This is a genomic window from Streptomyces noursei, from assembly GCF_016917755.1.
Classification (GTDB): domain Bacteria; phylum Actinomycetota; class Actinomycetes; order Streptomycetales; family Streptomycetaceae; genus Streptomyces; species Streptomyces yunnanensis.
Genome location: NZ_CP070326.1, coordinates 7711155 through 7735990 on the forward strand (window position 1 = coordinate 7711155; position 24836 = coordinate 7735990).

Genomic DNA, 24836 nt, shown 5'->3' on the forward strand with positions numbered 1-24836 from the left:
CCGTTCAGGACGGTGCGGGCGTGCGGGCGTATGGGCGTGCAGACCAGCCAGGCAGAGCGCTCGACACCGCCGAGCGACGGGCGGCGCGTCCGGGGCGGATGGCACCCCGGGACGGCAGCGGTACGGCCGCTGAACCGGTCAGTGCTCCGCGTCGCCGGCGAGCAGGAAGTCCGGCATCGAAACCTCCCAGTCCGGCACGTTCAGCGCATTGAGCGCAGCGACGATCCGCTTCTCCTCATAGACGAAGTGCGTCTCCATCAGGGCTGCGAGGCTGTCCATCTCGCGCCGGACTTCGACCGGGTCCTTCGCCTGGTCCAGCTCGCCGACCAGCGCGTCGAGCCGTCGCAAGGAGTCCTCGACCAGTTGATGGTCGCGGCGCAACTCATCCAGAACGGGGCGCAGTTCAGGGTAGAGCTCAGCCATTTCGGGGAATGCGACCTGGTCCTCGCCGGTGTGGTGTCGGTTCAATGCCGAGCAGAAGGTGAGGCAGTGCGTCCGCAACTCGCGGAGTCGTGTGCCGCCGGCGAGATAGGAGTCGACGTCTTCACGCAGTGCGGCGAGCTCTTCGCGGAGCCAGAGATGTACTTCGACCAACTGATTGCCGAAAGCCTTCAGGCGTCCGTGGGGTGTCACCAAGGTTGTCCCATTGGTTCGGCGCCTCCATGTCCTCGACGGTCTCTTTGCCGGGTACACCGCGACGCTGACCAAATTCCTACCAAGGCAAAAATGGTCTGTCAATCAAGTTCAGCGGGCAGGCACAGGCACGAGCGGTCGCCCTGATCGGACGCACGACTCGTGGTGGGCCGCTCTCCCTACCACGGTGGGCTTTCGCCGAGTCCCGGCGCGGCTGCCGGTCAGCGGCGGCAGCCTTCGCCTCCGCCGACCGGTCTCCGGCTCGCCATCCACCGCTCACCCGTCCTGCTCTCGTGCGCCGACGGGCCCACCAGGCAGTTCCGTTGCTCGGCCGGTCACCCGTCCGAATTCCCGTGCGGCCAGGCCGAAGACAAGCCCGCCGACCAGGAACCAGGGATTCCACAACACCAGCGTCCACAGCCGCTGTTCCGGGCTGACGCCTACCGCACGGCCCGCCGTGTCGAGCAGCAGTATCTCAACCGCGATGCCGCGTACCAGCAGCACGGCACAGACACACCAGCCCAGTGCCTTGACCAGCCGTCCGACCAGGCCACCGGGCCGCGGACGGGCGAGCAGCCACCCCAGCAGACCGCCTACGAGGCACAGCGCTCCCACACCCCACAAGCCCACCGCCACGAACCACGCGGGGCGTTCCTCGGCCAAGGGGCCCGCCGAGACACTCAGTCCCCAGTTGCCGCCCACCGCCCAGTAGAAGTGCAACGCAGCGAAAGCGACCGCCCAGACACACGCGATCCGCCCCCACACCCCAGCCGTCGTCCTGCAGTCCTGCCGGTCTGTATGCATGGCAAGGAGCATGCCACTGCCATGGCGCGCAATCGCCGGCACCTCCGATACCACTGGCAAGCTCCGGCAGGCTGGCTGTACCCGGTGGATGCGAGGTGGGGTGGATGCGAGGTGGGGTGGATACGAGGTGGCGTGACTGCGAGATGGCGGAGATGCGAGATGGCGGAGAACCGAGCGCGGTTCGCGAACTTGCTCTTAACATCTGCATGTGAAGGAGAAGAGCAGCGGTGCGCATCAGAAGCCCGCATCCAGACGCGTCCTGTTGTCCACAGTCGTCGCGCTGGTGGTCGGGGGCGTGATCTGGGTCGCGACGTGGAAGCTGGAGTGGTGGAGCCCCGGTCTTGGCCTGCTGACGGCGAAGGTGGCCGTGGTGATCTCGGCGGGGGTCGTGGCCTTCGTGGCCGGGCGTGCGAAGCGTCGATGATGTGACAGAGCGGCGGCCTGCGTGGCGAGCGGGTCGAGGCGGGAGGGATCGGCCTCGGGTGACTCGCCGTTCCGGCGTGGGGATTTCCCGTGCGGGGATCACCGGCCGGCGACGGACGTCGGTCGGCCCGATAATGGCGTGGTGATCAACAGGAACCTGCGCGTGGTACTGGCCGAGGACTCCGTCGTTCTCCGTGACGGGATGGTCGAGCTGCTCGGCGCCCGCGGATGCGAGGTGGTGGCGACCGCCGGGACGGCACCCGAGCTGCTCGCCGCGGTGGTCGAGCACCGGCCCGACGTGGCCGTGGTGGACATCCGGATGCCGCCCACCCACACCGACGAGGGCATCCGCGCCGCCGTCGAGATCCGTGCGCGAACATCCGAGGTCGGCATCCTGGTCTTCTCCCAACACGTGGAGACCGCCTGGGCCTCCCGGCTGTTGGCGGACGGTGCCGGGGGCGTTGGATACCTGCTGAAGGAGCGCGTCGCCCGCACTTCCGAGTTCGTCGACGCGCTGCAACGGGTCGCGAACGGGGGCACGGCGCTCGACCCGGAGGTGGTCACCCAGCTGATGCGCGGTGGGCAGCACAGCCGGGTGACCACCTTGACGCCGCGCGAGCGCGAGGTGTTGGAACTGATGGCACAGGGCCACTCCAACCGCTCCATCGCCGCGCTGCTGCTGGTGTCGGAGCGTGCGGTGGAGAAGCACGTCGCGGCCGTCTTCACCAAGTTCGACCTGCCGGCGACGGGCGCCGACAACCGGCGGGTCAAGGCCGTCCTCGCCTACCTTGCGGAGAGCGGCAGTTGAGTGTTCGTCACAGGCGCGAAGGCAGCTCGGCGGTGATCACGGTGGGTCCGCCGGGCGGACTGTCGACCGCCAGGACGCCGTCGACAGCCGCGAGCCGCTCGGCCAGTCCGGTCAGGCCGGTGCCGACGCCGAGCGCCGCGCCGCCCCGGCCGTCGTCGCGCACGATCAGGCGCACCCGGCCGTCGGCGGCGCTCGCCGCGAGTTCGGCCGAGCGGGCACCGCTGTGCTTGGCGATGTTGGTGAGCAGCTCGGCGGCGCAGAAGTAGACGGCTCGTTCGATCACCTGGTCCGGGCGTTCCCGCAGGTCCAGGCGGACGGTGACGGGCACCGGCGAGGTGGCGGTGAGGCCCGGCAGCGCCTCGTCGAGGCCGCCGTCCAGCGCCACCGGGTTGATGCCCCGGGTCAGTCGCCGCAGTTCGACGATGGTGTCGTCGGTCTGGCCGACGGCGCGTTCCACCAGGGTGCGCAGCCGTCCGAGGTCCGGGCCGGCGTCGGGGGCGAGGGTGTCCTCGGCCAGCGAGAGGGTGATGGCCAGGGCGACCAGCCGGGCCTGGGTGCCGTCGTGCAGATCGCGTTCCAGGCGGCGGAGCTGGTCGGTGTTCTCCGCGAGCAGGGTGGCGCGGGCGCTCTCCAGTTCCCGGACGCGCTGTTGGGCACGGGCCGGGCCGAGCAGCAGGCGAGCCAGCCGCCGGTTCGCTCCGCTCAGCGCCCGCATTGCGCCGGGTACCGCGCACAGGAGAAATAGGCCCAGCGGGATCGCGACGGCGTCCAGCCACAAGGCCGGCGGCTGGCCCGGCTGCAGGAGGCGGGCCCAGAGCGGAAAGCCGATCAGCCAGCCGCAACCGAGGGGCAGCAGCACGGCGGCGGCGAACCCGAGCACGCCGAGCGGCAGCCGCAGCACCAGATAGAGCAGCGTCCGCCAGGCGACCGGGTCGGTCAGCACGGCACGGCCGCGGGCGATCGCGCCCACCGGGCGGGGCAGCCCGGCCGGCGCTTCGACGCGTGCGCCGAGCAGTCGGCCGACCAGCCGCCGGTGCAGCGCGCCGAGACCCCGCGCGCCCAGCAGCGCGGCGACCACGAACGGCAGGCCGAGCACGGTGAGGGAGAGCAGCGCGCCCGCGTACAGGACGGCGAGTGCGTAGACACCGCCGAGCAGCGCGAGCGGCAGTCCGACGACGGCGAAGGCCCATTCGCCGCCTCGGAGGGCAAGGTATCGCCGCTGCTCAGCCACGTCCGTCCTCGGGCGTTTCAGTCGGCCCGCACGGGGCGGGCGAGGGCGCCGAGCCGGCGGGCGGCACGCTCGCGCGGGTCCGCGGCCCGGTGGGGGTGGGCGTCGGTGCGCAGGCCGCACCCTCGGCGGCCGTCCCGGCCTCGTGCTCAGTCACGGCCGCCGCCCACCAGTTCCGCGGCCGGGCCGTGAACTGCCCGCAGGCCGGTGGCCAGGATGCCCGGGACGGTCAGCGCCGCCGCGCCCCCGACAATCCACCAGAGGGCCATCGGGACGGACGGCACCGCCGAGCCGGTCACCGCCGTACTGAACGCCGCCGACGCGGCACCCGCGACCGCCGCGCCGAGCAGCACACCCACCGCCGTGGTCAGCACCGCCTCCGCGGTCAACATGCGCATCAGCTGCGACCGGGTCGCGCCGACCAACCGCAACAGCGCGAACTCGCGCCGCCGGTCGGCGGTCACGGCGACCAGGGTGTTGACGGTGGAGACGGCGGCGAAGCAGACCAGCAGCGCCAACTCGGTCTGACGCAACCAGACATCGCTGGCGGAGGTGACGGAGCCGGCGGTGGTGACGCTGGTCGGGCTCGCGCTCGCGGCGTGCTCGGCAGTGCATGTCATGATCACCATGGTGCCCGACAGACCCACGAGCAGCGCGACCGGCACCACGGCGGAGGACAGCCGGCGCGCGTACCCCCGCAGGTTGGCGTCGGCCAGCCACCCCGCACCCGGAGCCAGCATCCGTGCCGGCGCACCCAACGCGGCAGCCAGCACACGCGCCGCGAGCGGCCCCACCAGGGCGAGGGCGACCAGCAGCACCAGCGCACCGAACAGCGCCGCCTGCCCCGCCTTGTCCAGCTGCGCCATCGGCCGGGTCGCGGCCAGTCCCAGCAGCAGACCGCCGCCCGCCAGCGCGCCGATTCCGGCGAGCAGGCGCGGTGCGCCCGTCCGTCCGTGCTCGGTCGCGCTCGCGGTGAGGGCGGCCGCGGGCGCGATCCGGGAGATCCGCCGGGCCGCGACGGCCGAGGCCGCCAGGCCGACGGCGAGCGCGACGGCCAACGCGACCACCATCGGCAGCGGTGTCCCCGGCACCCGCACGCCCGGCGCCGCCATCCCCCGCCGCTGCAACTCGGCCAGGAAGCCGCGGGCCCCCGCCGCGCCGGCCACCCAGCCCGGCACAGCCACCAACAACGTCAGCGCAAGGACCTGGCCACGGACCAGCCGCCGCGCCTGACGGGGCGTCGCCGCGATCGTACGCAGCAGAGCCAGCTCGCGATGCTGCTGGCGAAGGGCAAAACCCAACGCGTTGACCACGACGAAAAACGCCACCAGCACGGCGATCTCGCCGAAGGCACCGGCGATCACCATCAGCCCCGGGCCGGCCGTCGCCTGCCGGGCCGCCGCGGGCGCGGTGGCACCGGCGGCGAACAGCAAACCGAAGAGCGTCACGGTGGCGATGGCGAGGAAGAGCGCGATCGCCAATCCGGCGAAGGCAGCCGGACGCCGGCGCATCTGCCCGAGAGACATCGGGACGACCATCACGCGCACTCCCCCAGCCGGCTCAGGCGCTCGCCGACCTGGGCGGCGGTGGGCCGATCGAGCTCGTCCACCACCACGCCGTCGGCCAGCAGCAACACCCGGTCCGCGTACCCGGCGGCCACCGGATCGTGGGTGACCATCACACACGTCCCGCCGTCCCGGTCCACGCCGGCGCGCAGCAGGGCGAGGATCTCGTGGCCGGTGGCCCGGTCGAGCGCGCCGGTCGGCTCGTCGGCGAAGAGCACCTGGGGGCGGGTGACCAGCGCCCGGGCGATCGCCACCCGCTGCTGCTGTCCACCGGAGAGCTGCCCGGGCCGGTGCCGCTCGCGCCCGGCCAGTCCCACCCGGGCGAGCGCCTCCAGTACGCGGTCCCGGTCGGGCCGTTCGCCGGCCAGCCGGCCGGGCAGTTCGACGTTCTGCGCGACCGTCATCGCCGGCATCAGGTTGAACGCCTGGAACACAAACCCCACCCGGCTGCGCCGCAGTGCCGCAAGCCGCCGCTCCGACAGCCGGGACACCTCCGTACCACCCCACCAGACAGAACCCCGAGTGGGCCGGTCCATCCCCGCAAGGCAGTGCAGCAAGGTGGTCTTGCCCGAACCCGACGGCCCCATCACCGCCGTGAACGTCCCGGGCGCGAACGCCACCGACACCCCGCGCAACGCGCGCACGGCGGCACTGCCGCGCCCATACTCCCGATGCAGATCCACCGCCCGCGCAGCGATCCCCACCTCGATGTCTGTTCCCGCATCCGTTGTCATTGCCGTAGCCGGTGCCGTAGCCGTTGCTGTCTGAGCCATGCCCTCATCCTCGGCGCGCGGGGCACGGCGATCGATCCCGCCCGCCCCCGAATCGGGGGTTCGGAAAACCACACCCCGGCCGCCGGCAGCGGGTGCCTCCCCTCACCCCGCGGCGGAGCCGCCGGCCGGACAGCCCCGCACTGCACCCGCCCCGGCCCGGCCCCAGTGGCCAGTCGTGCCTTGTCCAGTCCAGTCCAGTCCAGTCCAGTCCAGTCCAGTCCGGCGATGTCATGCCCGGACCTGGTCTGGACGACGCGGAACTCGCGAAGGTCGATGTCCGCCCTAGGGTGACCTGGTGGACAGCCAAAACGATCAGAGCCCGCAGCAGGGCTCCACAGATGCCCCCGCACGGCCCGTCCCCACCCATACCCTGGGCCTGACCTCAGCTTTCACGGACCCGCTGTGGCGCATATCCGTCCGCCTGAGCCCCGTGGAGATCGACCTGCTGCGCGCCGAGCCCCTACGGCGCCTGCACTTCGTCGCACACGGAGGTGCCTCGACCATCAGCACCCTGCAGTCATACTCACGGCTGGAGCATTCCCTCGGTGTCCTCTCGCTGGTCGCGCACTTCCGCCCGGAGGACGAACTTCTGCGGATCGCGGCGCTGTTGCACGACATCGGCCATCTACCGTTGAGTCACACCTTCGAAGGCGTTTGCGGCCTCGACCACCACGCCATCGGCCTGGAGTTGCTGCGGACCGAGCCGATCCGGTCCGTACTGGAGAAGCATCGGGTGCGCACCGGGGCCGTCGTCGCCGCACTCGGCGGGCAGCCGCCGTCGCCGCTCGCCAGCCGCACCGGCTTGCTGAATCTGGACCATCTCGATTCCTACGTCCGCAGTGGTCGTGCCGCCGGGCGTCTGGCCATCGATCCGACCGTCATGCTGGACCGGCTCGACCTCAAGGATTCGGCGGTGTCGACCGACCCCGAGACCGCCGCCGCGCTCGTCGACCTGGTCTGCGCGGAAGCGCGGCTGCACACCTCGTGGGACAACGTGGGTCCGGTCTCGGTGGTCCGGCGCCTGGCCCGCCAACTGCTCGACAGCTCGACCCTCACCCCTGCGCAACTCGCCCGGATGACCGATCCGCAACTGTGGTCCGCGCTCGAATCGTGCGACGTCACCCGAGCGGAGAGCGCCATGGTCCGATACGAGCTGCACCGGTTGCAGGTCACGGCTCAACCCGCACCCGGGGGTCGTCCCGGCTGGGACTTCTCGCTGCGCAAGATCTACAGCTCCGCGCCGCTGGTGGAAGGGCAGCGGGTCGAGGTGGCCGCGCCGGAGCTGGCCGCCGAGTTGGCCGCGCTGGGCTCGCTCGCCACCGACTTCCGTGTCTGGTGGAGTTGAGTGTCGGGCCGAGGCCGACACTCAACTCCACCTGAAACGAGCCGTCAGCGTCCGTCCGCCCCTGGCCCATCGGACGGGCCCTGGTCCGTGTCGCCGGCGACGGTGCGCATATCGAGGTCCCAGTCCAGCAGGGCGGCGAGCGTGTCGTCACCGGGACGCGGGGCGGACGGTGCCCGGCCGGTGCTCGACGGGTTACGGGTGCCGCGGGACAACTCCCCGCTGACGGTGATGTTGTACTCGACGCGGGGGCGGCGGCACGCCTCGTAGAGGGCGAGCGCGCTGTCCAGATCGGGCATGTCCCGCAAGGATTTGGCGAGGATGACAGCGTCTTCCAAGGCCATCGAGGCCCCTTGACCGGTCGCCGGTGACGCCGCGTGTGCGGCATCGCCGACGATCAGCCTCCGGCCCGAGCGCCACGGCGTGCCTGGCGGGATCTCGGTGGCGTTGGTGGCCATCAGGCTGTCCGTGGAGGCCGCCACGATGCTCGCCGCGGGGGTGGCGTCCTTGCTCAGCAACTCGACGAGTCGCTCACGCCAACGGGAGGGCGAAGGGTGGGCGAGTTCCTCGACGGGGATCGCTTCACCGGCGACGCGGGCGAACCAGTACGTCTCCCCGTCCGGCGAGACGGCATAGCCGAAGGCCGCGGTGCTGCCACGCACCATGGTGATGTGGCCCGTCTCCTCCGCCACCGAGGCGCTGCGGGTGTATCCGTAGAAGACGGACTGCCCCGCGTAGACGGGCTCCGCACCGGGGGCGATCGCGCGCCGAACGGTCGAATTCAGGCCGTCTGCGCCAACGAGCAGATCAGCGGTCGCGACGCTGCCGTCGGCGAACCGTGCGGTCACCTGATCCGAGCCGTCCTCGACAGACACCAACCGCGATCCGTGCGAGAGCCCGATGCCCCGGCGGATGGCCTCGGCCTGCAACACGGCGTTCAACTCGCCACGACGCAGGCACCGGTACCGCAGGAGAGCGTCGTCGGCCTCTCCCAACGGCACATGGGCCATCTCCGCGCCCTGACCGTCGAGAACGCGCATCGAGCGCAGCGGATAGCCGATCCCGGTGACCACATCCGAGGCGTCGAGCTGCGCCACGGCGCGCATACCGTTGCTCGCCAAGGTCAGGAACGCCCCGATGTCCCCCGCCGTGTCGGGGTGCGCCTCGTGCACGGTGACCTCGAACCCTGCCTTGTGCAGGGCCAGTGCGGTCGCCGTACCGGCGATCCCGCCACCGATGACCAGTATCCGTGTCACGCCCCACTCCACTCTTCTACGCATATCCCATCAATGTCCACACCCATGATGCACCCGGTCCGGGGCGTCTGCCGCAACCTCGCCCAGCGGCAGTGCGCATGCCACGGAGCGATGCCGTCCGCCTGCTCGCGCACCAGCACCCATACCCGCAGCTCGTCGCCTTGGGTGAGTCCGGCGGCCAGGAGCACGGTTGCGATCGCCTCCTCGACCAGTCCCGCCTTGCGCCGCTCGGACAGCGCGCCCTGCGGAACGGTATCGCCGGCATGGCAACTCCTCGGTCAGCAGCCAGCAGCCAGCAGCCAGCAGCCAGCAGCCAGCAGCCAGCAGCCAGCAGCCAGCAGCGGATTATGACGGTCGTTATAGCCAGGCGCCACGCTAGACTATGTCGGTCGTTATAACCAGGGGTGTTCAGAGGGGGTTCCGCACGTGACGAGGGGCAACTCGGAAGCGCGCGAGCGGATCGTGGCCGGCGCCGCGGACATGATCAGCCGGCGCGGCCTGAGCGCAACGAGCATCCGCGAGATGGCCAAACACGCCGAGGCGCCGCTCGGCTCCACGTACCACTACTTCCCCGAGGGCAAGCAGCAGTTGGCCACCGAGGCGGTCCGTTACACCGGCACACGGGTCGCCCAGTGCCTGCGCAGGGAGCTGGAGGCTGGTCCGGTAGCCGGGCTCCACGCGTTCCTCGCGCTGTGGCGCAAGATCGTCGTCGACACCGATTTCCGCGCCGGTTGCCCGGTCCTGGCTGTCGCCGTCGAAGAGCCTCCCACCGACGAGCTCCCCGCAGCCCTGACTGCGGCGGCCGAGGTCTTCCACGAGTGGGAGAGCCTGCTGGCCGCTTCCCTCCGCGAGCACGGCGCCGAAACGGAGCAGGCGGCGCAGCTCGCCACCCTCGTCGTCGCGGCCGTCGAGGGGACCGTCGCCCTGTGCCGCGCCAAACGCAGCGTCCAGCCCCTCGACCGCACCGCACAGCAACTCCAGATGCTGATCGCCGGCGCCATCGAGGGTTGAGCGCCAGGGCATTCGCCTGTGGTCGGGAAGCCACTCACGTTCGGGCGGGAAGCCGATCCGTTCGGGCGGAAAGCCGATCACGCTGTGCGGCATCGCCAACCGCCCGCCGCACCGCTCAAACCGCCGGGGACGCGGACACGAACACGGCCTTTTGGTCGCCGGCCGAACACACCACCCCCGCTGCGCGCTCCAAATCCCTTCGGCCACCCAGGTCTCGCCCCCGGCGTTTCGGCCACGTCAGCACAGAGCACGACCCGCTTCCGGCAAGGGCCGGTGCGCACGGAACGGACATGCACTCCCTCTCCCGTGCGGTCACATCACGTCCGAAACACATGAGTTCGAGACGCCGGGTCCTCTCGTTGAACGCCCCGACAACCCAACGCCCGCTCGCTGGAGGTCGCCATCCGTCCCTGTCCCGCGCGCCCGACCACTCCCCCGCCACTTGCTGACGCCCTGGGCCGGACCGCTCCCGCCTGGGCCCCGGTCCGCGCCGCTCCGCACGCCCGACCCACCACCGGCACGCTCCGCTCAGCACGTCCGGACCCGATCTGGGAGGCATGATGGCGTTCCACCGGCCCAAGAAGTCCCTGCAACCATCGCTCTCCGAGAGCGAAAAGCTGCTGTTCAGCGGCGTTCTACGACATGACAAGGCATGGGCCCAGTACGAGAACCCGCTGCTCAGGCTGTCGTTCTGGCAGATGGCCCGGCAGTTCCCAGCGATGATGGGCACGGTCACGCGAGCCGCATGGCGCGAAGATCGACGGGCCCTGCTGGTCCTCCTTGCCGCGGAGTTGGGGATCGGTCTCATGCGGGCCTTCACGCTCGTGGCCACCAACCAGATCCTCATCGCGATCTTCTCGGCCGGTCCCACTACGGAGCGCCTGCTGGAGGCGGCCCCGGCTCTGGTCGCGGCGGCCGCGGTGACCGCGCTGTCCTCAACGCTGTCCGCGGTGAGCGTGGCGGCGTCCGGTCGTCTGGAACCGAAGATCGAGCGGGCCTGCACAGCGCGGTACTACCGCGGGCTGGCCCGGGTCGAGCTGGCGACGCTCGTCGACAAGAGGTCCCAACGGGCGCTGGACGCCGGACGGTACGGCATCCGTTCCATCCGCACGATGCTGGGCTCGTCGATCCAGGTCATCAACGTCTTCATCGGCTTGGTCGCGGCCGCCGGGGTGTTGTTCCTGCTGCATCCCGCCCTCGTGCTGGCGCTGCTGCTGATCGCGGCCCCCAGGGCGTGGGGAGCGGTCGCCGTCGTCCGCCGCAACTACGCCTCCCGCAGCGCCTGGCTCGATCACGTGCGGGCCACCGACATGATCACCTATCAGTTGTCACGGCCGGATGCGGGCCCGGAGGTCAAGGCGCACCGCGCCGGCGAACTCCTGGCGGGCGCCTACGAGGACATGGCCGCAACCTCGGCCCGGGAGAAGCAGCGCCTGGCCTATGCCGAGGCCGGCACGGACCTGGCGGCTTCGGCGATGTCCGGGGCGGCTTCGCTCGTCTCCTACGGTGCATTATGGGCGCTGCTGTGGTTCGGCGGCATCCCGCTGGCGGCGGCCGGCACCGCGGTGATCGCGGTGCGGAACTCCAGTCAGGGCCTGGGCAGTTTGGTGATGAGCATGAACCGGCTGTACGAGGAGTCGATGTATCTGGCCGATCTGGAGATCGCCTACGATCTGGCCGAGCGCAACGCCATCCCCACCGGCGGCCTCCCGATTCCCCAAGGGCCGGTCGAAGTCCGCTGCGAACACGTGTCGTTCTCCTACCCCGGGGCCGATCAACTTGCCCTGGAGGGAGTGTCGTTGACGATCCCTCCGGGGAAGGTGGTGGCGCTGGTCGGGGAGAACGGATCCGGCAAGACGACGCTGTCCAAGCTCCTCGCCGGCCTGTACCTGCCCACACAGGGCCGGGTGTTCGTCAACGGCGTCGACGTACGGGAGGCGGACCGGGACGCCGTCTTCGACAAGGTGGCCCTGCTCTGCCAGGACTTCCCCCACTGGGCGATGACCGCCCGTGCCAACGTCCACATCGGCCGGCCCGAGATCGACGTGGACCAGGAGCGGATCGAGCGGGCCGCGCGGGAGGCCGATGCCCTGGGTGTGGTGGAATCGCTGCCGGACCGGTGGGACAGCATCATCGTCAGCGGCTTCGAGCGCAGCACCCAGCTCTCCGGCGGCCAGTGGCAGCGCATCGGCAGCGCCCGGACCCGGTATCGCCAGGCACCGCTGGTGATCGTCGACGAACCGACCTCGGCTCTGGACCCGCGGGCCGAGGTCGAGGCGTTCCAGGCACTGCGCTCGCTGACCGACGACGGGACGACGGTGGTGCTGATCACTCACCGCTTGGCCGCGACCGCGAGCGCCGACCTGATCTACGTGCTCGACCGCGGCCGCGTCGTGGAACGCGGCTCCCACGCCGACCTGATGACCCTGCCAGGCGGGCACTATCGCACACTCTACGAATTGCAGGCCGCCCAGTACGCACAGACCGCTCGCACCGCGCTGCCCCACCCCACCCCGTCCAGCTGAGCACCAGGGGGTCCGGGCGCGCGGAGGTCAGGTGACGGCCGAACCGTGATCCCGAAGGCCGGGGCGTAAGCCGGCGGACGGTCCACGCCCCGGGCACGATCTGCTCAACCCCGCGCTCGCGGGCCGTGCGTCCGGCTCCGGTGTCGACGTGATGCTTCACAGGCGCCGGACGCGCAGCACTCCGGTCAGCATCGGGAGAGTGAACTCACCGCGGGCGGTCTCCGGCCTGCTGGTGAGGAATGCGCGGATGCGGCCCAGCGTGGCCTCTTGTTCCTGTTCCGGCATGACGAGCATCCCTGCGCGCGTCGCGATTGTCGCAACGAGCGAGTCGGCGGTGCGGCGCTGCCCGTGCGGGAACTCGGCCTGCTCCGGCGAGTCGAACCGGGCGGCGACGCCGGTCTTGGGAAGGTGCATGTCTGCCGTCGCGACGCGCCAGCTGGCGGGCGTGTCGCGCGGGCCGACGGCCGCGCTCTCGCTGACCCGCGCGAGCCCGGCAACCCACTCGACCTCGTCGTCCATGAGGTTCCACAGGCCGGCCAGGACGCCGCCGGGTGCGAGGACCCTGGCGATCTCGGGCCCCGCGACGGCCATGTCGAACCAATGCATGGCATTGCCGGCCAGCACGGCATCGACGGATGCGTCCGGCAGCGGTATCGCCTCGGCGCCACCCGACAGGGCACGGACAGCCGGCAGCGAGCGGCGCAGCTCGGCCAGCATCTCCTGGTCGGGCTCGACCGCAATGACTTCGGCACCCAGCGCGACCAGTGTGGCGGTCAGCTTGCCGGTTCCGGCGCCGAGGTCGAGCACGCGAGGGCCGGGCGCGGGGTCAAGCGCCCAACGCACCGCCGCCTGCGCGTAGTCCGGACGGTGCTCGGCATAGGCGACCGCCGCCGCGCCGAACGACGAGGCGTGAAGGAGCCGTTCGTTCTGATCCACACGGTCACGCTAGCGGTGCCGCCGGCGGCCAGCTACCCCTCACCACTCCGGCGACCTGCGCCAACGCGCCGAGAAACGCCGGATAGACGCCGGATAGACGCCGGATAGACGCCGCGCAAACGCCGGCCGGACGCTGACCATTGCCGCCCTGAATCGCACTTTAAACACCTTGACTTTCCTGACAGTTGATTCGACATCAAACGCGGCGGACTTTTACACAACGCTGCCCTTCTCTTCACCGAACTGGGCTTCAGCGAGCCTCGCCCCTGTGTCTTACTGGGGTTCGCTACGCGCGTTGCGCGCTTTCCCCCCTACGTCAGGAGAGTTCCGGTGAGCCCCACCCGCCGTCTTCTCATACCGGCCCTGAGCGCAGGCGCCTTGGCCGCGGCGGTCGCCGTCGTACCCGCGACCGCGCACGCCACAAGCCCGTTCTCCCTGGTGATACTTCCGGACCAGAAAGAGGGCGCCATCTACGACTTCGTCAACTCGGCGAAGAAGTCGATCGACGTGACGATCTACGAGCTGCGCGACACCACTCTCGTCAACGCCCTGGTGAAGAAGGCGAAGGCGGGCGTGAAGGTCCGCGTGGTGTTCGACTCCCAACACTCGGCCATCGACGGCGCCGCCTACAAGGCACTGTCCGCGGCCGGTGCCGGAGTGACGTACTCGTCCTCGTCGTACGTCTACACGCACCAGAAGACGATCACGGTCGATGGGGCCAAGTCGTACATCAGCACCGGCAACTTCGACACGAAGTACTACGCAACGTCACGCGACTACGGCGTCTTCGACACCAACAAGGCCGATGTCGCGGCGATCGAGAAGGTCTTCGACGCCGACTACGCAAAGACGTCCGTGACGCCGTCCGACGGCACCGATCTGGTCTGGTCGCCCACGGATTCGCAAAGTCATCTACTGGCTCTCATCAAGGGGGCAAAGCGGTCCCTCGATGTGCAGCAGGAGGAGTTCGGCGACACCGCCTTGGTGAATGCGGTCGTCGCGGACGCGAAGCGCGGTGTCAAGGTCCGCGTCGTCGCGGAAAACCAGTCCGCCAAGTACAGCAAGCAGCTGAAAAAGGTCACTGCTGCGGGTGGCAAGGTCACCACCTACACGAGCTCGACGGGCTACTACATCCACGCCAAAGTAATCGTCACCGACTACGGCACGTCCTCCGCAAAGGTGTTCGCCGGCTCGGAGAACTTCTCCAGCAATTCACTCAACCACAACCGCGAACTCGGCCTCATCGTCAGCGACTCCGCAGTCATCAGCGGCATCGAGAAGGCATTCAACGCCGACTTCCAGAAGAAGTCGAACGCCGCCTGACCCGGCCCGTAAGCCGCTCGACCGGCCGCGCCGGGCCCTGCTGCCCGCGTGAGGCCCGGAGTCGACTTCGGTGACTCCGGGCCTCACGGGTCCAGGCCAGCGGTCCCCGCCGAAAGGCCGAGCCGTCCTCGTCGCCTCTACTTGGCCGGCTTGCCGGGCTGGTCGTGGGTCGAGCAGTGGATGCCGCCGCCGCCCGAGGCGATGGTGTCGATCTTCACCTGAACGATGTCGCGTTGGGGGAACTGCTCCTGCAGGATGCCCTTCGCGCGGTCGTCGGCCTTGGCGTCGCCGAAGCGGGGCACGAACACCGCGCCGTTGGCCACGTAGAAGTTCGCGTAGGTGGAGACGAAGGCGTCGCCCCGACCGGTGATCTTGTCGAGATCGGGCTGCGGCAGGTCGATGACCTGCACGGACTTGCCACGAGCATCCGTGGCGTCCTTGAGCACTGCCCTGGCCTGGTCGGCCGCGCGGGACCAGACGTCCGGGGGGCTGTCGGGGAAGGCACGGTCCACGAGGACGACACCCGGCGCGGTGAACCGGGCGATGCTGTCGACGTGCGCGTCGGTGATGTCCTTGCCCCGTACGCCGGCCAGCCAGATCACCTTCTCGATGCCCAGACTGGTCTTGATCTCGTCCTCGATCCGGTCGCGGCTCTTCCCCGGGTTGCGGTTCTTGTTGACCACCGAACTCTCGGTGATCAACAAGGTGCCCTCGCCGTCGGTCTCGAAGGAACCGCCCTCGGCGACCAACGGGGCCTCAGCGCGCGGGATGTCGTACTTGCTCAGCAGGCGGCGGCCGACCTGGGCGTCGTTGCGGTGCTCCTGCTTGTTCCCCCAGCCGCTGAAGTTGAGGTCGACGCCCAGGATGCCCCCGGATTCCTCGACGAACAGCGGAACGGTGTCGCGCGCCCACAGGTCGTCGACCATGAGCGGGATCACCTCGACCTGGGAGCCGCAGGCCCGCTGGGCCGCGTCCCGCTGCTCGGGGCGGGCCATCAGCACCACGGGCTCGTACTCCGCGACGGCACGGGCGACCCGGGCGATGTCCTCTTGTACGGACGGCAGTTGCTCGCCCCAGACCGACTCCAGGGCGGGCCAGGACATGAAGGTGCGGGCGTGGCTCTCCCACTCGGCGCCGAACCAGCGGCCGTTCCGTTTCCGAGCGGGCGATCCGGAGGGCGCCGCAGCCGGGGTGTTGCGCGGACCGCAGGCCGCGGCTCCGAGGGCGAGGGCACCGACACCCGCGAAGGAGCGCAGCACGTTGCGGCGGGACATGGGGGAAAGCGGCACAGAGAACTCCGGCATTCAGCTGACGAGCCTGGTTTCAGGAAAGGGGAATCATCCTGAATTTCGAGCCCTGAGGGCGAGGGATATCCGATGGCCAGCGCCATTTCGGGACGGCGCCTGCCGAAAGAGGTGTACGTGTTGATGGACTACGGAATGGGTTCGTGCATGGTGGCGCAGTGGATTCCACCGCCGCCGCCCATGAGCCGGTCGACATCCAGCTGTACGACCTGACGCCCGGGAAACGCCTCGGCCAGGGCGCGGCGGGCCGCGGCGTCCGTCCTCGGGTCGCCGAACTGCGCGGTGACGACGGCGCCGTTGACGAGATGGAAGTTGAGGTACGAATCCACGAACGTCGAGCTCCGCGCACGGACGGTGTCCGGCCCGTCCACGCGGATGACCTGCAGGCGCCGCCCCTTCGCGTCGGTTGCGGCGGACAGGATGGCGAACTGCTCACGCGCGTCCCGGGCCCAGACGTCGTTCCGGTCGTCCGGGGGAAGCTGCACCATGACCACGCCGGGCCGGACGAAGCGGGATGTGACATCGATGTGGTTGTCGGTGATGTCCCGGCCGCGGACGCCGGGAACCCAGATCATTTTCTCGGCGCCGTAGGCCGCGAGGACCTCCTCCTCGATCTCGTCGCGGCTCATCCCGCGATTGCGGTTCTTGTTGACCAGGCTGCTCTCGGTGGCCAGCACCGTGCCGTCGCCGTCGGTCTCGATCGCCCCGCCTTCTCCGACGAATTCCGCCTCGGTGAGGGGAATTCCGTTGAATTCGGCGACGCACCAGGCCACCTCGGCGTCGTCGCGGTGTTTCTGCTTTCCGCCCCACCCGTTGAAGTTGAGGCTCACGGCGTCGAGATTTCCGCGTCCGTCGCGCCGGAAGACGGCACAGGTGTCGCGCATCCAGAGATCGTCCGTGGGGATCGAGCCGATCACGGTGACCCCCGGGCCGCAGGCGGCACGGGCCTCACCTACGGCGGATTCGTCCGGCGCACACAGGACGACGGGCTCGAACGCCGCGACCGTGCGGGCGATGAGCGCGATGTCCTGCTGCACGCCTGCCAGTTGCCGTCCCCAGATGGACCTCCTGGAGGGCCAGGACATCCAGGTTCGGGTGTGCGGAACGTCGTCGGCCGGCACACGCCACCTGGCGCCGTCCGTGCCATCGGGCGAGGCTCCTCGCGACGGGCGCGGGCCGAGGAAGGCGTCGAGCAGCCACCTGCCCGCGGGGAGGTCGTTCATGGGGGCTCCACATCGAATCCGTGATGTCGGACGGCATCGGCCGCCGGGTCCTGGCCGGACCGGGGACGGGACGTCCCGCTCACCGGCGTCCAGTGGCGTCCAGCGGTGTTCACGCCGACGAGGCGTGCTGCGGGACCTGCGGCGGCGACGGCCCGTGCCGCTCCGTGCCGTCGGGGCAGGCGTGGTGCATGCACCCGAGGAGGGTCGGGGCGCGGCGCCGCGCTCTCTCAGACTATGACACTGACTGGATTTTCAGTCAATGCGAGACGCAGACGTGTCCCCCGTATCCGTACGGCAACCGTCCGGCGTCAGCCCTGCGGACCCTCGGCCAGCTCGCGTTCCAGCGCGGCGGCCACATGCGCCCAGGCTTCGGCAGTGGTGAGCAGACCGGCCAGCCAGCGCCCGCTCAGCCCCTCCACCAGGGAGGTCAGCCGGACCGCGGCCCGGGAGTCGACCGACGCGGGGACGCTCCCCTCGTCCTGGCCGTCCGCGACGAGCTCGGCGATGTCGACGAGCCAACGCTCGGTCAGTGACGCCAGCGTCGGCCGCAGCCCTTCGTCGAAGGTCGCGGCCGCCCGCACCTCGCCCCACACGGCGGAGTTCTCACGCACGGCGGTGTCGTCCTGGAACTCCGCCGACAGGAGGTCGAGCAGCAGTTCCCGGACGGGGGTCTCGTCATCGTCCGCGCCGGCCACATAGCCTTCGGCCCGGGCGTTCACGTACTCAAGGGCGCTGGCGACCAGGCCGGCACGATCGCGGAAGTGGTAGGAGATCAGCGTTTTGGAGACGCCCGCCTCGGTGGCCACGTCTTCCACGCGCAGCCCCCGGACCCCCCGCAGGGCTATCACTCGGCAGGTCGCTGCCAGCAGTTCGGCTCGTCGGGTAGTCACGTTCGTACCGTAACCACTGGGGTACGGCGGGGGACTCGCGCAGGATGCCGGAAACGGCTGGTCCTACCGGCGTCCCAGCCGCTCCAACTCCGCCTCGACGGCGTCCAGCACCAGCTCACGGGCGTGGTCCAAGGGCAGGATGCCGCTGAGCCAGCGCATGCTGAGCCCTTCCACCAACGCCGTCAGCCGCTCGGCGGCGACGGCCAGGGCGGCGGCGGTCGCCATGGGACGCACCCGGCCGAGCAGGTCGGCGATCTCCTGGACCCAGACCAGTGTGGCCTTGGCCAGGTCCTCGCGCAGATGAGGCTCGAAGATGGCGCTGGCGCGGAGTTCCCCCCAAGCGGTGCTGTTCTCCCGGATGGTGTCGTCGTCCTGGAGCTCCAACAGCAGGGCCTGCTCCAGCTCTTGCCGGGGATCGAGGGGGGCGGCGTCCGGGGCGCGCTCCGTGGTGTAGCTCCCGGCGCGGTCGTTGATGAACTCCAGGGTCCGGCGCAGGATTCCGGCCCGGTCCTTGAAGTGGTAGTAGATGAGCGCGGTGGACACGCCGGCCTCGGCGGCCAGCTCCTCGACCCGCAGTCCGCGGACCCCGCGCCGGGCGATGACCCGCGCCGCCGCCTCCATGATCGCTGTTCTCCGGTCGCTCACAGTTATCCAGCTTAACCAGCCCTCGCACGCCCTCTCCGCCGGGGTGGCCATGGATTGACTAAAATTTCAGTTAGAGTCGCCGCACCTTGTCCACGAGCCCCGCACCTCCGTCAGCCCTCGTCCGCCACTTCCGCCTGAAAGGGCCATCGGACCACCGAACACCCCGGCGCGTTGGCCGCCTTCGCGGCCCTGACCGCCGACGACCCGCAGGAGATCGGCGGATATCGGTTGCACGCCCGGCTCGGCCCGGGCGGCATGGGGCACGTGTACCTCGCGTACACGCCGGGCGGCCGGCCGGTGGTGGCCCTCAAGGTGGTAGGGCCGGAGTTTGCCGGGGACCCCGAGTTCCGCCGTCGGTTCGTACAGGAGGTGGCCAACGCCCGACGCATCCACGGCCTGTACACCGCCCAGGTCGTCGATGCGGGTGTCGACGCGGTGACACCGTGGCCGGCGACGGCCTACGTACCCGCTCCCTCGCTGCACGCGGTGCTCCGTCGGCACGGTGGGCTGCCGGTGGAGACGGTGCTGCTGCTACTTCGACTACCCCCCGGAGGATTCCGCGCCGCCCTCGGGGACAGAGCAGGCGCAGGACGCCCGGTGACGGGTTCCGCCCGGGGTACGCGGGCGCTGGGCTGACCTCCCCTGACCCGAGTTGCGAGTTCGACCTGCGGAACGGCAAGGTCGTACCGGAGTCCAACGTCGACTGGTACCTGTCGCGCACGGCCACCGCATTCGTGATCCCCGAGGACAGCGACGCCTTCATCGCTCCCGGCGACAGTCTGACCCCTGCCGACTGTCTCCAGGGCATCGACCGCAACCCGGCGACCTCGCTGAAGTTCAGCGAACTCGATGACCAGCACCCCTTCTGCGTCCGGAGTGCCAACGGCCGGGAGATCGTGATCGTGCGACTGGTGGAGGCCGTACCCGGAGACGGTTCGGTGACGGTCTCCCTCAATCGTTCCGCCAAGGACGCCTGACCCGTCCCCCTCCCCGCCACGCCAAGGCGCCGGCAACCGATCGACAAGCGCAGCCGGCCTTCGAAAGTCACGCCTTCTCCATTGACTGAACTTTCAGTCAATGGAAGCGCTGCGGCGGGCTGTCGCCTGTGGCTACCTCCGGCACGACCTGTGGGGCACCGTGCTGGAGACGGCACGACAGGAGTACGCGGACGTGGCCCGTGCCATCGCGGAGTTCGAGCCGGTGACCATGGTCGCGCCGCCCGGCCACGCGGGCTCCGTCGCCGGCCTCCTTCGGCCGGGGGTGCGCTTCCACGACGGCGGCGTACTGAGCGCCGACGACGTGGTGTTCAGCCTGGGCCGGCAGACGGACCCTGCCAACGGGGCGGCACCGGACTGCTCTTTGTCACCCATGACCTCGGCCTGGCGGCGGCCATCAGCGACCGGGTGTGCGTCATGTACGCCGGGCGGATCGTCGAGTCCGGCTCCGCCGAGGCGCTGTTCGCCCGGCCGCGGCACCCGTACACGAGCGCGCCGCTCGCCGCCACCCCGCGGCTCCACGCACCCAGCGGACGACTGACGGCCCTCGAAGGCCAACCTCCGGACCTGCGCACGGAGTTGACCGGCTGACCGTTCGCGCCGCGCTGCGCTTCCGCGACCGCCGTCTGCGCGGAGCAGGCACCCGGCGAGCGCACGGTGCCGGACGAACCCGGCCACCTCGTGACCTGCCTCCACATCCCCCGGGTCGATCCCTCTCGTCGGGTGGCCGAGCTGTTCGACCAGGTCGGTCTGGGCACCCGAGCCGCGGGCGCACTGCCCCGGCAGCTCTCGGGCGGCCAGCGGCAGCGGGTCGCCATCGCCCGGGCCCTGGCGGTGGAGCCCGCCGTCCTCGTCCTGGACGAGGCCGTCGCCGCACTCGACGTCTCGGTACAGGCGCAGATCCTCAACCTGCTCGCCGACATCCGCGTGCAGACCGGCACCAGCTATCTGTTCGTCACGCACGACCTCGGCGTGGTCCGCTGCATCACCGACGACATCGTCGTCATGCACCAGGGGCGGATCGTCGAATCCGGCGGCACCGCCGACGTCCTCGGCTCACCCCAACACCCCTACACCCGGCTGTTGCTGGACTCGGTCCCCCGCCCCGGGTGGGATCCCCGGGCCATCGCCACGGCCCGCCGTACCCGGTAGCCGCACCGGCACCGCACGCGAGTCCCGTACACACCGCCGATCCGTACGAACGATCCGTACACCACCGGCCCATGCACCACCACCCCGTACGCCACCGGCCTGCGCACGACCGGCCCGCACACGACCGCCGTGCGCACGACTGATCGGAGTCCCGAGATGACCGACCGCTCCGCACCCCGCACCCCTTCCCACCGCCCGCTCGGCAGGAGGAGCTTCCTGGCCGCCGCGGGACTCGCCGCGGCCGGAGTCGGCTGGGCGGCGTCCGGCCTCGCCGTCCCGATCGACACCGTCGCCCACACCAGGACCTGGATGGCCTGGCCCGACAGCACCGACGTCTGGGGGCCGAAGCTACCGGGCGTCCAGGCGAACATCGCCCTGATCGCACGCACCGTCGCGCAGTGCGAACCCGTCACCCTGTGTGCCAACCCCGCCCCTGACCCGGCCCGGTCGGGCGGCCGGTGGTGGGGGTCAGCGGCCGAGGGCCGCCAGGGTGGCGTCGAGGTCGGCGGTGCGGGGTTGGTTGTGGGGGAGCTTGGCGAGCAGGGCCGCCATGCCGCAGGTGTCGGTGACGGCCGAGAAGACCAGGCCGCCGCCGACGGCGGCGGACAGCCAGCGGGCGCGTCGGTAGCGGGTGCCCAGGGCGAGGCCGGCGACGACGAGGGAGCCGGCGGCGAGGCGTACCTGGCGCTCCATGGGCCAGGTGGTTGCGGCGCGATCGTCCCGGTCGACCGGGTGGCCCTGCTGGGCCCAGGCGGCGGTGCCGCCGGTGAGCGAGGCGGCAGGGATGTCGGCGGCGGCGAGTTGCGCGCAGGCGGTGCCGGAGCGGTTGCCGGAGGCGCAGACGATCAGGAGTCCGGCGCGTGCCGCCGCGATCTTGAGCGCGGGCAGGGCGGCGTCGAGGTGGTCCAGGGGGATGTTGTGGGCACCGGGGAGGTGCCCGGCGGCGTACTCGCCGGGGGTGCGCACGTCGATGACGGTGTAATGGTGCAGGTGCTCGGCGGCACGGGCGATGTCGACGGTCGTGACGGAGGCGGAGGCGGAGGCGGAGGCGGAGGCGGAGGCGCTCATGTGCGGGTTTCCCTTTCCTTGCGCTTCGTCCGGTGGGGGGACCACACGGAGTAGTATACCCTGGGGGGTATTTCAGGAGGATGTCATGGAGATGGCGATGGCGGCCGACGAGCTGAAGAGCGTGCTCAACCGGTTGCGTCGGGCGCAGGGGCAGATCGCCGGGATCATCAAGATGATCGAAGACGGCCGGGACTGCGAGGACGTGATCACGCAGCTCGCGGCGGTCTCACGGGCACTGGACCGGGCCGGTTTCGCGATCATCGCGACGGGTCTGCAGCACTGTATGGCCGACGGGGCGCAGGCCGCGGGGGATCGCGACCAGATGCGGGCCCGCCTGGAGAAGCTGTTCCTGTCGCTGGCCTAGCTGGGGCCTCTGTCCGATGGGTCAGGGTCGGACAGGCCCCGGGCCGGCTCTGACCCATCGGACCGACCCTGGTCCCGGTCATGTCGGCCGGACCAGTCGGGTCAGCGCGTCGACGAGCATGAACGCCGCCACCGTCAGCAGCACGAGTGCGAAGAGCCGCTGCAGGCCGCGGCCGGAGACCTTCGCCGCGAGGCGTTTGCCGTCCCAGGCGCCCAGGATCGCCGCGGCGGCGAACGGGCCGATGACCGCCCAATCGAGGGTGACCGTCGAGGCTGCGCGGGTGGCCAGCGAGGCCAGGGAGTTCACGCTTATCACCAGCAGGCTGGTGCCGACGGCGGCCTGCATGTCGAAGGCCAGAACGGTGACCAGGGCCGGGGCTGCGAGGAACCCTCCGCCCACACCCAGCAGCCCGGTCAGGGCCCCCAGTCCCGCTCCGACCCCCGCCGCTTTCGCCGGCCGCGGTCGACGGTCCCCGGTCGACTCCGACGGGCGGGCCGGCCGGAGCATCCGGACCGCGGCCAGCGTGGCGATGACGGCGAAGGCCAGGGTGAGAACGGCCTGGGGCAGGTGCGCGGCGGCGGCTCCGGCGAGGGCGGCGGGCAGGATCCCGGCGACCGCGAAGGCGACGCCGGTCCGCCACCGGACATGGCCCGCGCGCGCATGGGCGTAGAGCGCGGTCAGCGAGGTCGCGGTGACGATCAACAGGCTGGCGGTGGTGGCCGCCGCGGGGGTGAACCCGAGCAGGTAGACCAGCGCGGGAACGGCCAGCACGCTGCCGCCGCCCCCGAGGGCGCCGAGCGCCAGGCCGACCAGGGCCCCGGCGAGCAGGGCCAGGATCAGGGCGGTCACGAGAGCGGTCCGCTCCGCCCGCAGGGCTCCGGGACCGGGCGTCGTGACGGCGCGCCGACGCCGGTCGGAGCGGGCGCCGGTCGGGGTATGTGGCGGCCGTCCGGGCCGCGGCGGAAGTGGAGCATGACGTGCCTTCGCTTGACGGGGTGCGGGAGTTCAGGGGCGGGCGAGCGGGAGTCCCGCTGCGGCCGCGGCGGCGAAACCGTCGTCGACGGCGACGACCTGCCGCCCCGCGGCGTCGAGCAGGGAGGCCCCGATCGCCGCGCGCATGCCGCCGGCGCAGTGCACCCACACCGTGCCGTCCGGCACCTCGTCCAGGCGGTGGTGGAGCTGGTGGAGGGGTATGTGCGTCGAGCCCTCGACATGTCCTTGAGTGCGTTCCGAGTGCCGGCGCACGTCGAGGACCACCGGACGCGCGCCGCGGGTCAGTGCGGCGGCGAGGTCGGCGAAGGTGGCGCGCGGGAACGACGCGAGCGCCTGGCCCTCGGGGACCCAGCGCGCCGGGGTGCCGGTGGCGGCCGCGACCGGTCGCTCGATGCCGACGCGGACCAGCTCCCGCTGCGCCTCGGCGATCTGCCCCGGCGTCTCGGCGAGCAGGGTGACCGGCTTGCCCCAGGGGATCAGCCAGGCCAGATACGTGGCGAGCTGGCCCTCTCCCTCGAAGTTGAGCGAGCCGGCCACGTGCCCTTCGGCGAAGGCGATCCGGTTGCGGAGGTCCACCACCCACTCCCCCGCCGCCAGCCGCTCGGCGATCAGGGCGGCGTCGGCGGGCTCGGGCGGAGTGAGGTCGAGCGGGGCGGCGCCGGCGGCGTTGGTCGGGCCCATGTGCACGTAGTACGCCGGTATGTCGTCCAGACCGGCCAGCAGTCGGGCGACGAAGGTGTCGGCGTCCAGGGTGAGTGCGTCGTTGGTCCTGCGCTCCTGGCCGATCGTGGTGGGGCTCCCCTCGGACTGGGTGGCGGAGCAGAAGCTGCCGAACCCGTGGGTGGGCAGTACCGACACCTCGTCGCCGAGCTGATCCGCGAGCCGGTGGGCCGAGGCATGCTGGGCGCGGGCCAGCTGCTCGGTCAGTCGCGGTTCGACCAGGTCCGGACGGCCTACGGCGCCGATCAGCAGCGACCCGCCGGTGAAGACGGTCACCGGGCGCCCCTCGTCCTCCAGCGCGTAGGACGTGTGGTGCGGGGTGTGGCCCGGTGTGGCGATCGCGCGCAGCACCAGCCCCTCGTCCACGGTGACGGTGTCGCCGTCGGCGACCGCGGTGCGGGCGAACGACACATGCGCGCGGGCCGGGACCAGGTAGTGGGCCCCGGTGACTCGGGCCAGTTCCAGCCCGCCGGAGACGTAGTCGTTGTGCAGGTGCGTTTCGACCACATAGGCGATGCGCACTCCGCGACGGGCGGCGGCGGCGATCACCTGGTCGATGTCGCGCGGCGGGTCGACGGCGACCGCGGTCCGTGGCCCGCCGGCCAGATAGCTGCGGTTGCCCAGGCCCGCGATCTCCAGGGTGTCGACGAAGTACACGGTGACGGCTCCTTCCGGATCAGGTACCCCCGGGGGTATCTCCTTCACCCTAACAGAGATACCCAGGGGGGTATTCCAGGATGCGGCATCGCCTGTGCACCCGTCCCTCGCGACGGACGGGAGGAGAGCGCGGCCTGCGGCGTCCGCGCTGGATCCGGAGGGCCCACGGCCCGCCGGCGGATATCAGCAGATACCGCC

The 24836-nt window shown here is 70.9% G+C and carries 24 protein-coding genes and 3 pseudogenes; 12 read left to right on the top strand and 15 right to left on the bottom strand.

Features of this window, described 5'->3' with window-relative positions; all coding sequences use genetic code 11:
- Positions 1–138: 138 nt before the first annotated feature.
- The gene (locus JNO44_RS33670; RefSeq protein WP_240168016.1) at positions 139–633 is read right to left on the bottom strand and encodes a hemerythrin domain-containing protein; all 495 of its coding nucleotides are present in this window, start codon (positions 631–633) and stop codon (positions 139–141) included.
- Between the two features lie 276 nt (positions 634–909).
- Positions 910–1437, bottom strand: coding sequence for a DUF3995 domain-containing protein (locus tag JNO44_RS33675; protein WP_205367695.1), 528 nt, complete (start codon positions 1435–1437; stop codon positions 910–912).
- Positions 1438–1645: 208 nt separating this feature from the next.
- On the opposite strand from JNO44_RS33675, the gene JNO44_RS33680 reads away from it, so the two are divergent.
- Together JNO44_RS33680 and JNO44_RS33685 are read left to right on the top strand one after the other, a co-directional pair.
- Positions 1646–1861: a hypothetical protein gene (locus tag JNO44_RS33680; protein ID WP_205367696.1), complete on the top strand. Its 216-nt coding sequence runs from the start codon at positions 1646–1648 to the stop codon at positions 1859–1861.
- 141 nt (positions 1862–2002) lie between these two features.
- Positions 2003–2668 (top strand): response regulator transcription factor, encoded by a 666-nt coding sequence (locus JNO44_RS33685; protein ID WP_205367697.1) that lies wholly within the window; start codon positions 2003–2005, stop codon positions 2666–2668.
- Positions 2669–2675: 7 nt separating this feature from the next.
- On the opposite strand, the gene JNO44_RS33690 is transcribed toward JNO44_RS33685, so the two are convergent.
- The 3 genes from JNO44_RS33690 to JNO44_RS33700 all read right to left on the bottom strand — a co-directional run bounded on the left by JNO44_RS33690 (position 2676) and on the right by JNO44_RS33700 (position 6195).
- On the bottom strand, positions 2676–3899 hold the full coding sequence (locus JNO44_RS33690; protein WP_205367698.1) for a sensor histidine kinase: 1224 nt from the start codon (positions 3897–3899) through the stop codon (positions 2676–2678).
- A 146-nt stretch (positions 3900–4045) separates the two neighbouring features.
- Positions 4046–5422, bottom strand: a complete 1377-nt coding sequence (locus JNO44_RS33695; protein ID WP_240167774.1) for an FtsX-like permease family protein — start codon at positions 5420–5422, stop codon at positions 4046–4048.
- An 11-nt stretch (positions 5423–5433) separates the two neighbouring features.
- A complete protein-coding gene (locus tag JNO44_RS33700) occupies positions 5434–6195 on the bottom strand; it encodes an ABC transporter ATP-binding protein (protein ID WP_235095686.1) in 762 nt (253 codons plus the stop codon).
- A 334-nt stretch (positions 6196–6529) separates the two neighbouring features.
- On the opposite strand from JNO44_RS33700, the gene JNO44_RS33705 reads away from it, so the two are divergent.
- On the top strand, positions 6530–7579 hold the full coding sequence (locus tag JNO44_RS33705) for an HD domain-containing protein (RefSeq protein WP_240167775.1): 1050 nt from the start codon (positions 6530–6532) through the stop codon (positions 7577–7579).
- 44 nt (positions 7580–7623) lie between these two features.
- Here JNO44_RS33705 and JNO44_RS33710 read toward each other — a convergent pair whose 3' ends face one another.
- Both JNO44_RS33710 and JNO44_RS43905 read right to left on the bottom strand, forming a co-directional pair.
- Entirely contained in the window at positions 7624–8832 is a 1209-nt protein-coding gene (locus tag JNO44_RS33710; RefSeq protein ID WP_205367701.1) for an FAD-dependent oxidoreductase, read from the bottom strand.
- Between the two features lie 113 nt (positions 8833–8945).
- Positions 8946–9086 (bottom strand): annotated as a pseudogene (locus tag JNO44_RS43905) (tautomerase family protein); the annotation flags it as partial.
- A gap of 172 nt (positions 9087–9258) precedes the next feature.
- Between JNO44_RS43905 and JNO44_RS33715 the strand changes: the two are divergent.
- A complete protein-coding gene (locus JNO44_RS33715) occupies positions 9259–9843 on the top strand; it encodes a TetR/AcrR family transcriptional regulator (protein WP_205367703.1) in 585 nt (194 codons plus the stop codon).
- A 557-nt stretch (positions 9844–10400) separates the two neighbouring features.
- The gene (locus JNO44_RS33720; RefSeq protein WP_240167776.1) at positions 10401–12368 is read left to right on the top strand and encodes an ABC transporter ATP-binding protein; all 1968 of its coding nucleotides are present in this window, start codon (positions 10401–10403) and stop codon (positions 12366–12368) included.
- A gap of 156 nt (positions 12369–12524) precedes the next feature.
- Here JNO44_RS33720 and JNO44_RS33725 read toward each other — a convergent pair whose 3' ends face one another.
- Positions 12525–13304, bottom strand: coding sequence for a class I SAM-dependent methyltransferase (locus tag JNO44_RS33725; RefSeq protein ID WP_205367705.1), 780 nt, complete (start codon positions 13302–13304; stop codon positions 12525–12527).
- A gap of 330 nt (positions 13305–13634) precedes the next feature.
- Here JNO44_RS33725 and JNO44_RS33730 point away from each other — a divergent pair, with 330 nt between their 5' ends.
- Entirely contained in the window at positions 13635–14627 is a 993-nt protein-coding gene (locus tag JNO44_RS33730) for a phospholipase D-like domain-containing protein (protein WP_240167777.1), read from the top strand.
- 137 nt (positions 14628–14764) lie between these two features.
- Here JNO44_RS33730 and JNO44_RS33735 read toward each other — a convergent pair whose 3' ends face one another.
- The 4 genes from JNO44_RS33735 to JNO44_RS33750 all read right to left on the bottom strand — a co-directional run bounded on the left by JNO44_RS33735 (position 14765) and on the right by JNO44_RS33750 (position 18665).
- Positions 14765–15901: an agmatine deiminase family protein gene (locus tag JNO44_RS33735; protein WP_205367707.1), complete on the bottom strand. Its 1137-nt coding sequence runs from the start codon at positions 15899–15901 to the stop codon at positions 14765–14767.
- A gap of 158 nt (positions 15902–16059) precedes the next feature.
- On the bottom strand, positions 16060–17154 hold the full coding sequence (locus JNO44_RS33740; RefSeq protein ID WP_205367709.1) for an agmatine deiminase family protein: 1095 nt from the start codon (positions 17152–17154) through the stop codon (positions 16060–16062).
- Positions 17155–17462: 308 nt separating this feature from the next.
- Positions 17463–18044 carry a TetR/AcrR family transcriptional regulator gene (locus JNO44_RS33745; RefSeq protein WP_205367711.1) on the bottom strand — a complete coding sequence of 194 codons (582 nt, stop codon included), beginning with the start codon at positions 18042–18044 and terminating at the stop codon, positions 17463–17465.
- Between the two features lie 63 nt (positions 18045–18107).
- Positions 18108–18665: a TetR/AcrR family transcriptional regulator gene (locus JNO44_RS33750; RefSeq protein WP_205371010.1), complete on the bottom strand. Its 558-nt coding sequence runs from the start codon at positions 18663–18665 to the stop codon at positions 18108–18110.
- 195 nt (positions 18666–18860) lie between these two features.
- Here JNO44_RS33750 and JNO44_RS33755 point away from each other — a divergent pair, with 195 nt between their 5' ends.
- The 5 genes and pseudogenes from JNO44_RS33755 to JNO44_RS44605 form a co-directional block, all read left to right on the top strand.
- A complete protein-coding gene (locus JNO44_RS33755) occupies positions 18861–19325 on the top strand; it encodes a protein kinase family protein (RefSeq protein ID WP_205367714.1) in 465 nt (154 codons plus the stop codon).
- Between the two features lie 98 nt (positions 19326–19423).
- Positions 19424–19666, top strand: a complete 243-nt coding sequence (locus JNO44_RS33760) for a hypothetical protein (protein WP_205367716.1) — start codon at positions 19424–19426, stop codon at positions 19664–19666.
- A gap of 435 nt (positions 19667–20101) precedes the next feature.
- Positions 20102–20275, top strand: coding sequence for an oligopeptide/dipeptide ABC transporter ATP-binding protein (locus tag JNO44_RS33765; RefSeq protein ID WP_205367718.1), 174 nt, complete (start codon positions 20102–20104; stop codon positions 20273–20275).
- Positions 20276–20398: 123 nt separating this feature from the next.
- Positions 20399–20836, top strand: a pseudogene (locus JNO44_RS33770) (ATP-binding cassette domain-containing protein); the annotation flags it as partial.
- Between the two features lie 156 nt (positions 20837–20992).
- Positions 20993–21256 (top strand): annotated as a pseudogene (locus tag JNO44_RS44605) (agmatine deiminase family protein); the annotation flags it as partial.
- A 48-nt stretch (positions 21257–21304) separates the two neighbouring features.
- Here JNO44_RS44605 and JNO44_RS33780 read toward each other — a convergent pair.
- Positions 21305–21904, bottom strand: a complete 600-nt coding sequence (locus JNO44_RS33780) for a rhodanese-like domain-containing protein (RefSeq protein WP_205367720.1) — start codon at positions 21902–21904, stop codon at positions 21305–21307.
- A gap of 85 nt (positions 21905–21989) precedes the next feature.
- Between JNO44_RS33780 and JNO44_RS33785 the strand changes: the two genes are divergently transcribed.
- Positions 21990–22268 (top strand): metal-sensitive transcriptional regulator, encoded by a 279-nt coding sequence (locus JNO44_RS33785; protein ID WP_189861589.1) that lies wholly within the window; start codon positions 21990–21992, stop codon positions 22266–22268.
- Between the two features lie 78 nt (positions 22269–22346).
- Here the strand turns inward: JNO44_RS33785 and JNO44_RS33790 are convergent, their stop codons facing one another.
- Entirely contained in the window at positions 22347–23117 is a 771-nt protein-coding gene (locus JNO44_RS33790) for a sulfite exporter TauE/SafE family protein (protein WP_205367722.1), read from the bottom strand.
- A gap of 156 nt (positions 23118–23273) precedes the next feature.
- The gene (locus JNO44_RS33795; protein WP_205367724.1) at positions 23274–24638 is read right to left on the bottom strand and encodes a rhodanese-like domain-containing protein; all 1365 of its coding nucleotides are present in this window, start codon (positions 24636–24638) and stop codon (positions 23274–23276) included.
- Positions 24639–24836 lie beyond the last annotated feature (198 nt).

What these genes read in the sequence shown, in the direction of transcription:
- JNO44_RS33675 (WP_205367695.1), bottom strand. Translation starts at nt 1,437, where the DNA reads ATGCATACAGACCGGCAGGACTGCAGGACGACGGCTGGGGTGTGGGGG.
- JNO44_RS33695 (WP_240167774.1), bottom strand. Translation starts at nt 5,422, where the DNA reads ATGTCTCTCGGGCAGATGCGCCGGCGTCCGGCTGCCTTCGCCGGATTG.
- JNO44_RS33700 (WP_235095686.1), bottom strand. Translation starts at nt 6,195, where the DNA reads ATGACAACGGATGCGGGAACAGACATCGAGGTGGGGATCGCTGCGCGG.
- JNO44_RS33720 (WP_240167776.1), top strand. Translation starts at nt 10,401, where the DNA reads ATGATGGCGTTCCACCGGCCCAAGAAGTCCCTGCAACCATCGCTCTCC.
- JNO44_RS33735 (WP_205367707.1), bottom strand. Translation starts at nt 15,901, where the DNA reads ATGTCCCGCCGCAACGTGCTGCGCTCCTTCGCGGGTGTCGGTGCCCTC.
- JNO44_RS33740 (WP_205367709.1), bottom strand. Translation starts at nt 17,154, where the DNA reads ATGAACGACCTCCCCGCGGGCAGGTGGCTGCTCGACGCCTTCCTCGGC.
- JNO44_RS33750 (WP_205371010.1), bottom strand. Translation starts at nt 18,665, where the DNA reads ATGGAGGCGGCGGCGCGGGTCATCGCCCGGCGCGGGGTCCGCGGACTG.
- JNO44_RS33765 (WP_205367718.1), top strand. Translation starts at nt 20,102, where the DNA reads ATGTACGCCGGGCGGATCGTCGAGTCCGGCTCCGCCGAGGCGCTGTTC.
- JNO44_RS33780 (WP_205367720.1), bottom strand. Translation starts at nt 21,904, where the DNA reads ATGAGCGCCTCCGCCTCCGCCTCCGCCTCCGCCTCCGCCTCCGTCACG.
- JNO44_RS33785 (WP_189861589.1), top strand. Translation starts at nt 21,990, where the DNA reads ATGGAGATGGCGATGGCGGCCGACGAGCTGAAGAGCGTGCTCAACCGG.